Annotated in this window: 11 protein-coding genes; 3 read left to right on the forward strand and 8 right to left on the reverse strand. The window is 66.5% G+C overall.

Annotation, left to right across the window (positions count from 1 at the left end):
- Position 1: 1 nt before the first annotated feature.
- The 4 genes from C2862_RS13765 to C2862_RS13780 form a co-directional block, all read right to left on the reverse strand.
- A complete protein-coding gene (locus C2862_RS13765) occupies positions 2–1054 on the reverse strand; it encodes a porin (protein ID WP_136220700.1) in 1053 nt (350 codons plus the stop codon).
- A 141-nt stretch (positions 1055–1195) separates the two neighbouring features.
- Positions 1196–2167, reverse strand: coding sequence for a tripartite tricarboxylate transporter substrate binding protein (locus C2862_RS13770; protein WP_136220701.1), 972 nt, complete (start codon positions 2165–2167; stop codon positions 1196–1198).
- Positions 2168–2229: 62 nt separating this feature from the next.
- Positions 2230–3171 (reverse strand): hydroxyacid dehydrogenase, encoded by a 942-nt coding sequence (locus tag C2862_RS13775; RefSeq protein ID WP_136220702.1) that lies wholly within the window; start codon positions 3169–3171, stop codon positions 2230–2232.
- Positions 3159–3863, reverse strand: coding sequence for an RraA family protein (locus C2862_RS13780; protein ID WP_136220703.1), 705 nt, complete (start codon positions 3861–3863; stop codon positions 3159–3161). Before C2862_RS13780 ends, C2862_RS13775 begins: the two co-directional genes overlap by 13 nt.
- A gap of 240 nt (positions 3864–4103) precedes the next feature.
- Here C2862_RS13780 and C2862_RS13785 point away from each other — a divergent pair, with 240 nt between their 5' ends.
- The 3 genes from C2862_RS13785 to C2862_RS13795 all read left to right on the forward strand — a co-directional run bounded on the left by C2862_RS13785 (position 4104) and on the right by C2862_RS13795 (position 8423).
- Positions 4104–5012, forward strand: coding sequence for a LysR family transcriptional regulator (locus C2862_RS13785; protein ID WP_136220704.1), 909 nt, complete (start codon positions 4104–4106; stop codon positions 5010–5012).
- A complete protein-coding gene (locus C2862_RS13790; protein ID WP_229467426.1) occupies positions 5009–5896 on the forward strand; it encodes a DMT family transporter in 888 nt (295 codons plus the stop codon). The genes C2862_RS13785 and C2862_RS13790 overlap by 4 nt, the downstream gene beginning before the upstream one ends.
- Before the next feature lie 106 nt (positions 5897–6002).
- Positions 6003–8423, forward strand: coding sequence for a TonB-dependent siderophore receptor (locus tag C2862_RS13795; protein ID WP_168710061.1), 2421 nt, complete (start codon positions 6003–6005; stop codon positions 8421–8423).
- A 60-nt stretch (positions 8424–8483) separates the two neighbouring features.
- On the opposite strand, the gene C2862_RS13800 is transcribed toward C2862_RS13795, so the two are convergent.
- The 4 genes from C2862_RS13800 to C2862_RS13815 form a co-directional block, all read right to left on the reverse strand.
- A complete protein-coding gene (locus C2862_RS13800) occupies positions 8484–9092 on the reverse strand; it encodes a TMEM175 family protein (RefSeq protein WP_136220705.1) in 609 nt (202 codons plus the stop codon).
- Positions 9089–9769: a YoaK family protein gene (locus tag C2862_RS13805; RefSeq protein WP_136220706.1), complete on the reverse strand. Its 681-nt coding sequence runs from the start codon at positions 9767–9769 to the stop codon at positions 9089–9091. The genes C2862_RS13800 and C2862_RS13805 overlap by 4 nt, the downstream gene beginning before the upstream one ends.
- A 2-nt stretch (positions 9770–9771) precedes the next feature.
- Positions 9772–11640, reverse strand: coding sequence for an amidohydrolase (locus tag C2862_RS13810; protein ID WP_136220707.1), 1869 nt, complete (start codon positions 11638–11640; stop codon positions 9772–9774).
- Positions 11641–11704: 64 nt separating this feature from the next.
- Entirely contained in the window at positions 11705–12397 is a 693-nt protein-coding gene (locus C2862_RS13815) for a hydrolase (RefSeq protein ID WP_136220708.1), read from the reverse strand.
- Positions 12398–12660 lie beyond the last annotated feature (263 nt).

The raw sequence follows: 12660 nt of genomic DNA on the forward strand, positions 1-12660 counted from the left end.
CTCAGAACAGGTGGTTGATGCCGAACGAGGTGCCGCGCTGGCGCTCCTGGCCGCTGGACGGGATCAGCGCACCGTCGTAGCGGTTCAGGTCCAGTTCGGCGTACAGGTTGGTGCGCTTCGAGAACGCGTAGCTGAGGCCAAAGAGGAGCAGGTCGCGCTTGCCTTCGGCGGCGGCGGGACCGTTGTAGCGCGAGCGATAGAAGGCGACGGTCGCCTCCAAGGCGGGCGCCACGTCGCGGCTGGCGCCGGCCCAGCTGACCTGGTTGCGGTAGTCGGTGCCGGCGGCGTCCTGTTTTTCGCGCGAATGGCCGACCTTGACCGTGGTGCCGGCGGCGACGAAGCCGGCGCCGATCACATAGGCGCGGTTCTTGAAGCCGGTAGTGGTTTCGCGCTGGGTGTAGACGCCGGCCGCCAGCAGGGACTTGTTGTCGTATTGGACGCCGACGGCGCGCGCCGAACCGCGGCCGGCGTCGCCCGCGACCTCGCCTGGCGCGTACTCGGCGCGCAGGGTCAGCGGCCCCTTCGCGAGGGAGTACTGGATGTCGTTGTTGAAGCGGGTGCCGGCCGAGGCGCCCGCGCCGAGGCCGGCGGTCCTGGCCGCGGCCGGCAGGGTGGTGCCGGCGCCCGAGGACAGCGGCACGATCGGAGTGTAGTGATGGTCGAAGGGGTCGAGGAATTTTTCGGTGCGGAAGGCGATCGTGTAGATGCGGCCGATGTCGACATTGCCCCAGGCGCCGCCGAGGCCGACGGAAGCCGTACGGTTGAACAGCACGTTGTTCGTGTTGTCGAGGGCGCCGGTATCGCTGCCGAAGCCGCTCTCGAGGGTGAAGCGGGCCTTCAGGCCGCCACCCAGGTCTTCCACGCCGCGAAAGCCCAGGCGGTTCGAATAGTATTGGCCCGATGCGACGCTGGCCAGGCCGTTGCCTTCGGCGTCCACATTGGTCTGGTAGCGCACGCTCGCATCGATCGAGCCGTAGACCGTGACGCTGGTCTGGGCGTGGACGTTGGCGGCGGCCAGCAAGGCCAGGGCGAGCGCGATGTGAGTCTTCTTCATTGTGTTATCTCCGTGTGTGGTGACCCCTGCCGCTCCGCCGCGTGAAGCGACGGACGGCACGGGTCCTCCGCGTTCAGGCGCGGATAAATTTTTATGTCAGGAAGCGAGTCCGCGCGATGGCGGACGGGGGATGAAACCGGATCAGTCGACGCGGGCGCCGGAATCCTTGACGACCTTGCCCCAGCGCGGGATTTCGGTCTTGATCAGCGTGCCGAACTGCTCGGGGCTGCCGCCCATGACGTCGCCGCCTTCGACGGTGATCTTCTTGCGGATCTCCGGCATCGCCAGCACCTTGTTGATCTCGGCGTTCAGCTGGGCCACCACGGGCGCCGGGGTGCCGGCCGGAGCGACCAGGCCGAACCAGGTGCGGGCGTCGAAGCCCGCGTAGCCGGATTCGTTGATGGTCGGGACGTTCGGCAGGTCGTCCGCGCGTTTCGACGAGGTCACCGCCAGCGGGCGCATGGTGCCGGCGCGGATCTGCGACAGCGCGGTCGGGATCGAGGACATGAAGACCTGTACCGAGCCGCCCAGCAGGTCGGTGATCGCCTGCGCCGAGCCCTTATAAGGCACGTGCTGGAGGTCGATGTGGGCCGCCTTCTGGAACAGTTCTCCGGTCAGGTGCGCCACCGTGCCGTTGCCGGGGGTGGCCAGGGTCACGACGCCAGGCTTGGCCTTGGCGGCGGCGACCACGTCGGCCAGCGTCTTGTACGGCGAGCTGCTGGCTACCACCAGCACCAGCGGCGCGTCGGCCACGGTGCCGATCGGAGTGAAATCCTTCACCGGATCGTAGGGCAGCTTGGCGTACAGGGTCGGATTCACGGCCAGGTTGGAGGTCTGGCCGAGGCCGATGGTGTAGCCGTCGGGTTTCGACTTGGCGACCAGGTCCATGCCGATGTTGCCGCCGGCGCCGGGACGGTTGTCGACCACGATCACCCATTTGCGCGTTTCGGTCAGCTTGTTGCTGACGACGCGGGCGATGATGTCGGTGCCGCCGCCTGGCGGGAAGGGCACGATCAGGCGGATCGGCTGTTTCGGCCAGGCCGTTTCGGCCGAGGCCAGCGTGCTGGCGCCAGCCAGGGCAAGGGCGAGGATGCTGCGGGTCAGTGCGTTCATGGGGTCTCCTTTATTATCAATATCTTCCCGCAGCGCGCCGGACGCAATGCGGGCGCGTTACGTCAGGCCGTCACGGCCAGCTCGTCCAGGATGTTGCGTGCGGCCGCCGTGCCCATGCCCACATACGCGTCCGATGTCACGCCGCCGATGTGCGGCGACAGGATCGCATTATGCAGGCCGGTGAAGGCGTGCCCCCCTGCGACGAAGGGCTCGACCTGGAAGCTGTCCAGACCCGCCGCTCGCAGCTTGCCGCTTTTCAGGGCTTCGGCCAGCGCGGCCTCGTCGATCAGGCCGCCGCGGGCGGTGTTCACGACGAGCGCGCCGTCGCGCATGCTCGCCAGGCTCTGCGCATTGATCATGTTGGCGTTGTCCGCGGTGAGCGGGCAGTGCAGGGACAGGACGTCGGACTCTGCGATCACCTCGTTCAGTGCGCGCCGCTCGATCGATTCCGGGACGCTGGCGGCATACGGATCGAATGCGACCACGCGCATGCCCAGCGCGATGCCGACGTCGGCCACGCGGCGGCCGATCGCGCCCAGGCCGACCAGGCCCAGGGTGCGGCCCTTCAGTTCCAGGCTCTTATGGGTGGCCTTGTCCCAGTGGCCGTCGCGCATGCGGCCGTCGAGCTGCACCACGTTCTTGGCGCAGGCCAGGATCAGGGCCCAGGTGTGTTCGGCCACGGCCGCTGCATTCGCGCCGGTGGCGGCGCGTACCACGATGCCGTGCGACTTGGCGAAGTTTGAATCGATGTTGTCGATGCCGGTGCCGTGCTTCGAGATTACGCGCAGCTTGGGCGAGGCGCCGATGACGCGCGCCGAGACCTTACCGTAGCGCACGATGATCGCCACCGGTTCGTGCTGGCGGCACAGGGCTTCGAGCGCGTCCTCGGTGCATTCGTTGCCGGTACCCGCGTAGACCACGTCGAAATCGGTCAGCAAGGCGAGCGCTTGCGGAGCCAGGTCGGCGCCGGTAACGAGGATGACGTCCTTAGTTACGATGCGCACGATGCGGCTCCTTCCATCACCACGCCGGCCTTGCGCAGGGCGTCGTCGAGCCAGGTCGGGCGCAGCTGGGCGCCGCTGCGGATGCCTTCCAGGCGCGCCGTCTCGTCGGCGACCTTCTTGGCTGCCAGCTCGACCACCACGCCGGCCTTGCTGGTCTCGACCACGACCACGCCGTCGGCGTCGGCGACGATCAGGTCACCCGGATGGACGACCGCGCCGCCGACCGAGATCGGCCAGTTGACGCGGCCCGGCACCATTTTCGTCGGGCCATTCGGATTGGCGCCGACGGCGAACACCGGGAAGCCGAGTTCGCGGATGGCTTCGGTGTCGCGCACCGAGCCGTAGATGACGACGCCGGCCAGGCCCAGGGCCATGCACTGCGACACCATGATCTCGCCCATCAGCGCGCAGGTCTCGTCGCCCTTGCCGTCGATGACCAGCACGTCGCCCGGTTTGGCGATCGACATCGCGGCGTGGATCATGAGGTTGTCGCCGGGGCGCACTTCGACCGTCAGCGCCGGGCCGGCGATGCGCATGCCCGGGGACAGCGGCGCGACGCGGCTGCTCAGGGTGCCGCGGCGGCCGGCCACGTCGGCCAGGATCGAGGCCTGGTAGTTGGCTGCGGCCTTGACCAGGGCAGGGTCGACGCGATCGAAATCGCGGATGACTTCAGGGAGGGAAAACTGGCTCATGCTGGATCCTTGTCGATGGAGTGATGCGGCGTACCGCAGCGGCAGGTACTGCGCACGGGCGCATCGACAGGAAACAGCCGTACCGATTGGTGCAATGCTGGGGGTAATGCGTGTCTCCGGTCCTGCTCCCGTGTCTTGCTCGTTGGCGGCACGTGGTTTGTATGGATCCGAGTATAGGAAGGGCAATCTATAATGTATATTCACTTATTTTTTAAATTCCTAAACTTTCAGGAATAGTTCATGGACTTCCGCGACCTGCGCTACTTCGAAGTGATCGCCGCCGAAGGCAACCTGGGACGTGCCGCCGAGCGCCTGTTCCGCACCCAGCCCGCGCTCACCAAATGCATCGACCGCCTGGAAGCCGACCTGGGCGCGCAGCTGTTCGAAAAAAGCGGGCGCCACATGCGCCTGACGGCGGCCGGGACGGCGCTGCTGGCGCGCGCGAAGCGGCTGGCGATCATGGTCGAGGACACCTCGCGCGAGCTGCAGGAGCATGCCAGCGGCCTGCGCGGCACGATCCGCGTCGGCTGCGTGCCGACCCTGGCCGAGCACCTGATGCCGGCCGTGCTGCAGGATCTGCTGGCCGAGGCGCCCGAGGTCAAGCTCGACCTGATGGTGGCGATGAATGACCCGATCCTGCGCGCGCTGCGCGAAGGACAGCTCGACCTGGTGGTGGGGCCGGTGGTCGACAACGATGAGGAGCTGGAGTCCGAACAGTTCGCCGAAGACGTGGTCGTCGTAATGGCGTCGGGCGAGCACCCCATCTTCGCCGGCGAATACACGCTGCGCGACCTGCAGGCCTACAAGTGGATCTTGCCGGCCACCGGCGTGGCCTCGCGCCAGTTCCTGGACCAGACCTTCGAGCGCAACGGCTTGCCGCGCCCGCAGGTCCAGGTCGAATCGAACGTCCTGAACATGATCCTGCCGATCCTGGAAAAGACCCCGCTGCTCGGCTTCATGACCCGTTTCAACCTGCTTTCGGGCCGCGCGAACGTACGCGAGGTCGCGCTGCCCGAGACGACGATGCGCCGCCGCCTTGGCCTGACCTTTCGGCGCACCGGGTATATCTCGCCGGTCATGCAGCGCCTGTCCGCCATCCTGCGTGCACGGGGCGGGGACCTGTCGGGCGACGGGGAGGGCGAAGTGTGAGCACTTCGAACGCCCGCTCCATCGGCCTGCTATGCCTGCTCGTGACCTCGGTCGGGTGGGGCCTGAACTGGCCGGCGATGAAGTTCCTGCTGCAGGAGTGGCCGCCCCTGTTCGCGCGGGGCACGTCCGGCCTGTGCGCGGCGCTGCTGATCGCCCTGGTCGCGCTCCAGGCCGGCCAGCGTTTGAGCGTGCCGCGCGCCTTGTGGGGCAAGCTGGCACTGGCCGCCTTCCTCAACATCTTCGCCTGGATGGGTTTCGCGACGCTCTCCATCAGCTGGCTCAGCGCGGGGCAGGGCGCGCTGCTGGTCTATACGATGCCGGTCTGGGCGACCCTGCTGGCCTGGCCCGTGCTCGGCAAGCGGCCGGCCGCGGCGAGCCTGGCCGGACTGGTGCTCTGCCTGTCGGGGATTGCACTGTTGTTCGCAGGCGCGGACAGCGGCATCCGGCCGGACCAGCTTCCCGGCGTCCTGTTCGCGCTGGGCGCGGCCTTGCTGTTCGCACTCGGGACCATCGTCCTGAAGCCGCTTCCGATTGCGCCGCTGGCCGCGGTCGTGTGGCAGCTGGCGCTGGGCTGCCTGCCGATGTTCCTGTTCGGCCTGCTGGTCGAACATCCCGATCCACATGCACTCAGCGGCAAGGGGCTGGCGGCCATGGTGTACATGACGCTGGTGCCGATGGGCCTGTGTTACGTCACCTGGTTCGCCGCGCTGCGCCGCCTGCCGCCTGCACTGGCATCGATTGCCACCTTGCTGACGCCGGTGGTCGGCGTCCTGGCCGCCGCCTTCAGCCTGGGCGAAGCGCTCGGTGCGAAAGAGCTCCTGGCGATGGGCTTGACCTGTGCCGGTGTCGCGCTGGCGCTGCGCTCTCCCCGATCCGGTGCATAAGCATAAGCGTATTCGTTATTGGCGCCCACATTCCGCCACTGTTAAGCTTGCTTCCCCCCGGCTGCCGCAGCGCCGCCGCAACCATGCAAGAACACAGAGAAAACCCATGAGCTGCAAGCACCCCCACACCAATCCGGCCCGCGCCGTCTTCGTCCTCAGCCTGGTCGCCTCGCTGGCCCCGACCGTCGCCTTCGCCCAGGACACGCAACAACCGCAACAACAGGACCCCGCCGCCGCACCGATGCAGTCGGTCGTCGTCACCGGCACCCGCTCGCTGAACCGCCGCACCCTCGATTCCGAATCGCCGGTCGACGTCATCGGCAGCAAGGAATTGCTGAGCACCGGTTCCGGCGAACTGGCAACCGTGCTGGCGCGCCTGCTGCCGTCGATGAACTTCCCGCGCCCGAGCGGCGCCGACGCCAGCGACGCGGTGCGTCCGGCGCAATTGCGCGGCCTGTCGCCTGACCAGACCCTGGTGCTGGTCAACGGCAAGCGCCGCCACACTTCCGCCGTCGTCAACGTCAACGGCACCCTCGGCCGCGGCTCGGCTCCGGTCGACCTGAATGCGATCCCGCTGGCGGCGATCGAGCGCATCGAGGTACTGCGCGACGGCGCGGCAGCCCAATACGGTTCGGATGCCATCGCCGGCGTCGTCAACATCATCCTCAAGAAGGGCGCGGAAGGCGGCGAAGCCGAAGTCGTCTACGGCCAGTTCGACAAGGGCGACGGCGAGCAGGCCACCGTGCGCGGCTCCGCCGGTTTTAACCTCGGCCAGGATGGCTGGGTGCGCGTGGCCGTCGAAGCGGCCGATCGCAATGCCACCAACCGTGCGTTCGCCGATCCGCGTGCCTCCGCCGGTCCACGCCAGGGCACCGTGACCCAGCGCTACGGCGATCCGGATAGCCGTCCGCGCACGCTGTTCGTCAACAGCCAGGTCAAGGTCAACGACGCGATCGACTGGTACGCCTTCGCCAACTACGGCGAGCGCAAGACCTCGTCGGCTGCCGTATTCCGTACCGCCTACACCAGCAATGACCGCACCACGCTGCGTTCCAGCCTGTATCCGGAAGGCTTCCAGCCGCTGCTCGACAGCACCTCCACGGACGCCTCGCTGGTGACCGGCCTGCGCGGCGAGCTGGCCGGCTGGCGCTGGGACGCGAGCCTGAACCATGGCCGCAACCGCTTCTCGCTGGACGTCGACAATTCGGTCAACTACAGCCTGGGCGCTACCAGCCCGACCCGCTTCTATGCCGGCGAGCTGACCTCGACCCAGAGCCTGGCCAACCTGGACGTGGCGCGCGAGTTCCCCGTGTCCTTCATGAGCGGCCCGCTGACGGTGGCACTGGGCCTGGAAGCACGCCACGAATCGTACGAGATCGGCGCGGGCGAACCGAATTCGTACTTCGGCTCGGGCGCCCAGGGCTACTCGGGCTTCCGTCCTGAGAACGCCGGCAAGAACAGCCGCAACAACAAGTCGGTGTACCTGAACCTGGAAGGCGACATCACGAAGGACCTGTCCGGCGCCCTGGCGCTGCGCCATGAGCGCTACAGCGATTTCGGCAGCACCAGCTCGGCCAAGGCATCGGCCCGCTATGCCTTCACGCCGACCTTCGCGCTGCGCGGCACGGCATCGAGCGGCTTCCGCGCGCCTTCGCTGGCCCAGTCCTTCTATACCATCACGACGACCAATACGCTGCTGGTGAACGGCGCCAGCGCCCTGGTCGAAACAGGTACCTTCCCGGTCGGCAGCGCCGCGGCGCGCGCGCTCGGCGCCCAGCCGCTGCAGGCGGAAAAGGCACGCAACCTGAGCATCGGCGCGCAATGGCAGCCGACCCGCAACTGGACCACGACGGTCGACCTGTACCGCATCGACATCGACGACCGCATCGTCTTCTCGTCGAACCTGCAACTGGCGAATGCGCCGGCACTGGCCAGCGCACTGGCCGCGCAGGGCGTGTACGTGGGCGCCGCGCGTTACTTCACCAACGCGGTCGATACCCGTACCAAGGGCGTGGACGTCGTCAGCACCTATCGCCTGAACCTGCAGCAGGGCGCGCGTGCCGACCTGACGCTGGCCTACAACCACAACGACAACGAAGTGCAGCGCGTGTCGGACTCGCCGGCCGTGCTGTCCGCACAGGGCCTGCGCCTGGTCGACCGCCAGACCGTCAACCGCCTGACCGTCGGTTCGCCGAAGGACAAGCTGAGCCTGGCGGGCGACTACACGCAAGGCATCTGGAACGGCCGCGCCGTCGTCACGCGCTACGGCAGCTTCACGGTGCCGCAGAACGATCCGGCGCTGGACCAGAACTACGATCCGCAATGGGTGCTCGACCTGGCCGCCAGCGTGCGCGTCGCCCGCCAGTGGCGCCTGACGGCCGGCATCGACAACGTCACCAACCGCTACCCGGCGCAGGTGACCTCGCTCGCCAACCTGAACGTGAACGGCACCCAGCCGTACAGCGTGTGGGCGCCGAACGGCTTCAACGGCCGCTACTTCTACCTGAAGGCCGGCTATACCTGGTAACAGCCCGATGCGGCGCGCGCCGCATCGCACCGCCCCTTACGGGGGTATCGGGAGCGCCGGTCAGGACGGCGCTCCTTCCCCTTCCTTCTGTTCTTCCTCGACCACCTTCTTCTCGATCCGCCGGTCCGGAATCAGCCACATCACCGCCACGCCCACATACACCAGGAAGCCCGCCCAGGCCGCGAACCAGGAGAGAACGATCCCTGCCAAATAGAGCACGAGCGAGATCTTGCCCTTGCGATCCTCGCCGATGGCGTCGGCCAGGGTCGTGTTCTTGTCGTGATGGGCGATCAGCCTGCGCACCAGCAGCGAATACGCGGTGGCGGCCATGAACAGCACGAAGCCGTAGGCGACGGTCGGCCCGGTCTCGAAATGGTTTTCGCCCGTCCACGCAGTCACAAAAGGGACCAGCGACAGCCAGAACAGCAAATGCAGGTTGGCCCACAACACGCCGCCGCTGACCTCGTCCACCGCATGCATCATGTGATGGTGGTTGCTCCAGTAGATGCCGACGTAGATGAAACTCAGCACGTAGCTCATGAAGACGGGCCACAGCGGCAGCAGGGCGTTGAAGCTGGCGTTGTGCGGGACCTTCAGTTCCAGCACCATGATCGTGATGATGATGGCGATGACGCCGTCGCTGAAGGCTTCCAGGCGGTTCTTGTTCATGTTTGCTCCGGTTCGGGCAGCCACAGGTGCAGGCATAGTATCGCGTTCGGCACGATCAGCGCGACGAAGCCGAAGGCGCGGTAGGCGAAGGCCGCCGCGGCACAGCCCAGCGCAAAGGCCAGCACCGGCCAGAAGAACTTGGCGCAGCGCGCCTTGGTCGCGGCGTCGGCGGCACCGCGCAGGCGGTCGACGGTGTCGATCACGAGCTGGGTCACGTTCCCGGTCATCATCGAGGTCGGCGCCAGGTGGCTCAGGAGCAGCTTGCTGGCCGCGCTGTGGGCGCCCATTGCGGCCGCGCCCAGCAGGCCGGCGGTGAAGGCGAATCCACCCACGCTGCGTTGCACCGGCTCGCCCAGCATGCCGCACACCATGAAGCCCAGCAGCAGCACCAGCTGCAGCAAATAGACCGGCTTGGTGGCCGGCGCGCCGCGCCGTTCGCAGTTGGCCACCAGCAGGCGGGCCGCCGCCACGCCGAGGATAAAGGCGGGGAAGGCCAGCAGCTTCAACAGCGAGGGCGTCTGCGCCGGATCGGCCAGGGCCGCCGCGATCAGCACGAAGTTGCCGGTGACGTGGGCGGTAAAAAGACCGAACAGGGCGATGAAGCCGAGGGTGTCGACATAGCCGGCCAGGAAGCCCATGCCGACACCTTGGGCGCGTTGAAATTGAGCCGTCTTCATGATCAGAACGCGAAGCAGCTGCAACCGAGGGCGCCCCAGAAGCCGCCGAAATTCGACACCGGCACGCTCGATTTGCGCGCGCGGTCGTGGCTGTGGGCGTGCACGCCGCAGGGACCGCTACACTGATGGGGCAGGGCGACCTGTGCTTGCGGGGGGGCCTTGCGCCAGTGGCCCGGCACTTTACTCACCGGCGACCACTCCGGCAGCACCGGGATCGGCGGCGGTCCCAGGCTGGTGAATTCGGCCGCACCGTAGACGACGTTCCCGCCGACCACCGTCAGCACCGATTCGATCGACTTGATGGCTTCTTCGTCCACCGTAAAGAAATCCTGCGACAGCACCGCCACATCGGCCAGCATGCCTTCCCTGATCTGGCCCTTGCGCCCCTGCTCGTTCGAGAACCAGGCGCTGCCCGAGGTCCAGAGTTCCAGCGCCGTCGTACGCGGCAGCAGGCCATTGTCTCCGTACAGCGGCAGGCCGCCGACCGTGCGACCCGAGACCAGCCAGTACAGCGCCGTCCACGGGTTGTAGCTGGCCACGCGGGTGGCGTCGGTGCCGGCGCCGACCGGCACGCCGGACTCCAGCATGTGTTTTACGGGCGGCGTGGCGCTGGCGGCCTGCTTGCCGTAGCGGTCGACGAAGTACTCGCCCTGGAAGGCCATGCGGTGCTGGATCGCGATGCCGCCACCCAGCACTTTCACGCGCTCGATATTGCGCTCGCTGATGGTCTCGCAATGGTCGAACATCCAGTGCAGGCCGTTGAAGGGGATGTCGCGGTTGACCTTCTCGAAGACGTCCAGCATGCGCGTGATCGATTCGTCGTAGGTCGCGTGCAGGCGGAACGGCCAGCGGTTCTCGACCAGGTGGCGCACGACCTTTTCCAGTTCGTCTTCCATGCCGGCCGCCAGCTCCGGGCGCGGCTCCAGGAAGTCTTCGAAGTCGGCCGCCGAGAACACCAGCATCTCGCCGGCGCCGTTGTGGCGGTAGTAGTCGCTGCCTTCGCCCGGTTTGACCATGCCGGTCCAGCGCTGGAAGTCTTCCAGTTCCTGGCCCTTGTTCTGGGTGAACAGGTTATAGGCGATGCGAATGGTGAGCTGCTTGTTGCGATCGAGTTCCTCGATGACGGCATAGTCGTCCGGGTAGTTCTGGAAGCCGCCGCCGGCGTCGATCGCGCTGGTGAGGCCCAGGCGGTTCAGTTCGCGCATGAACTGGCGCGTGGAGTTCACCTGCAGGTCGTAGGGCAGCGTCGGGCCCTTGGCCAGGGTGGCGTACAGGATCATTGCATTCGGGCGGGCGATCAGCATGCCGGTCGGATTGCCCGCGGCATCGCGCTGGATTTCGCCGCCCGGCGGATTCGGCGTGTCCCTGGTATAGCCGACGGCGCGCAGTGCGGCGCGGTTGAGCAGGGCGCGGTCGTACAGGTGCAGGATGAAGACGGGGGTATCGGGCGCGGCGGCGTTGATCTCCTCGAGCGTCGGCATGCGCTTTTCGGCGAACTGGAATTCGCTCCAGCCGCCGACCACGCGCACCCACTGCGGGTGGGGGGTGCGGTCGGCCTGGTTCTTCAACATGCGCAGCGCGTCGGCCAGCGAAGGCACGCCTTCCCAGCGCAGTTCCAGGTTGTAGTTCAGGCCACCGCGGATCAGGTGGATGTGCGAATCATTCAGGCCGGGGATCACGGTGCGGCCGTCCAGGTCGATGACGCAGGTAGCGGCGCCGCGGTGGCGCATGACCTGTTCGGCGTCGCCGACGGCGAGGAAGCGGCCGTCGCGGATGGCGACCGCGCTGGCTTGCGGGTTCTCGCGGTCGAGGGTGGCGAAGACGCCGTTGGTGAGGATGAGCGTCGCGCTCGCGTTGGCCTGTGCCTGCATGGTCTGTCTCCCGAATGATGCGCTGTGATGGTAAGCGGTCCGCCGCGGCGGACCGTAAGTACGTTTAGCGGACTGGCGCAGCGACGGGCGCCAGCACCTCGTTGTGGCTCTGGTTGCGGGCTTGCGCCTTGTGCACCATCGTGTAGGCGTAGTCGACGCCCATGCCGTAGGCGCCCGAGTGTTCGGTCACGATCTTCATGACCGCATCATAGGTGTCGCGGTTCTTCCAGTCGCGCTGCCACTCCAGCAGCACCTGCTGCCAGGTCACCGGCACCACCCCGGCCTGCACCATGCGCTGCATGGCGAAGTCGTGGGCATCCTTCGAGGTGCCGCCGGAAGCGTCGGCCACCATGTAGATCTCGTAGTCGCCTTCCAGCATGGCGGACAGGGCGAAGGTGGTGTTGCACACTTCGGTCCAGAGGCCGGCGACGATGATTTTCTTCTTGCCGTTCTTTGCCAGGGCATCGCGCACTTTCTGGTCATCCCAGGAATTCATCGAGGTGCGCTCGAGGATGACGTGGTCCGGGAACACGTCCAGGATTTCGGGGTAGGTCTTGCCGGAGAAGGAATCCGTCTCGACGGTGGTGATGATGGTCGGGATGCCGAAGGCTTTTGCCGCCTTGGCCAGGCCCACCACGTTGTTCTTCAGGGTCTGGCGGTCGATCGACTGCACGCCGAAGGCCATCTGTGGCTGGTGATCGATGATGATCAGCTGCGAGTTATGTGGGGTCAGGACTTCGAGTTTTGGGCTGTTCATGGTGTTCTCCTCAGTGTGATTGGTCGCGGCCTAAGCATCGAAGGCTTCGATGCCTGGCTCTGCCGTTCTTTGCTGCGTTTCGCCTCATGTTCGCTGCGATGGAGCCATTATGCGCGGCCAGCGATGATGTGAAAAACGGAATATTTGCGGATATTTAATCGATTTTTTCGAACATTATTGGAGTGGAATACTGGAAATAAATCCTTCCCAGAATCATTAAATATCTGCAACTTATTCGTCGGATTTTTTTACAATTTTCTTAT

It is taken from the genome of Massilia sp. Mn16-1_5, assembly GCF_004798585.1.
Taxonomy (GTDB): domain Bacteria; phylum Pseudomonadota; class Gammaproteobacteria; order Burkholderiales; family Burkholderiaceae_D; genus Telluria.

Coding starts and splice junctions, on each gene's coding strand:
- C2862_RS13800 (WP_136220705.1), bottom strand. CDS start 9,092: ATGAACAAGAACCGCCTGGAAGCCTTCAGCGACGGCGTCATCGCCATC.
- C2862_RS13795 (WP_168710061.1), top strand. CDS start 6,003: ATGAGCTGCAAGCACCCCCACACCAATCCGGCCCGCGCCGTCTTCGTC.
- C2862_RS13810 (WP_136220707.1), bottom strand. CDS start 11,640: ATGCAGGCACAGGCCAACGCGAGCGCGACGCTCATCCTCACCAACGGC.
- C2862_RS13770 (WP_136220701.1), bottom strand. CDS start 2,167: ATGAACGCACTGACCCGCAGCATCCTCGCCCTTGCCCTGGCTGGCGCC.
- C2862_RS13765 (WP_136220700.1), bottom strand. CDS start 1,054: ATGAAGAAGACTCACATCGCGCTCGCCCTGGCCTTGCTGGCCGCCGCC.
- C2862_RS13805 (WP_136220706.1), bottom strand. CDS start 9,769: ATGAAGACGGCTCAATTTCAACGCGCCCAAGGTGTCGGCATGGGCTTC.
- C2862_RS13780 (WP_136220703.1), bottom strand. CDS start 3,863: ATGAGCCAGTTTTCCCTCCCTGAAGTCATCCGCGATTTCGATCGCGTC.
- C2862_RS13785 (WP_136220704.1), top strand. CDS start 4,104: ATGGACTTCCGCGACCTGCGCTACTTCGAAGTGATCGCCGCCGAAGGC.
- C2862_RS13815 (WP_136220708.1), bottom strand. CDS start 12,397: ATGAACAGCCCAAAACTCGAAGTCCTGACCCCACATAACTCGCAGCTG.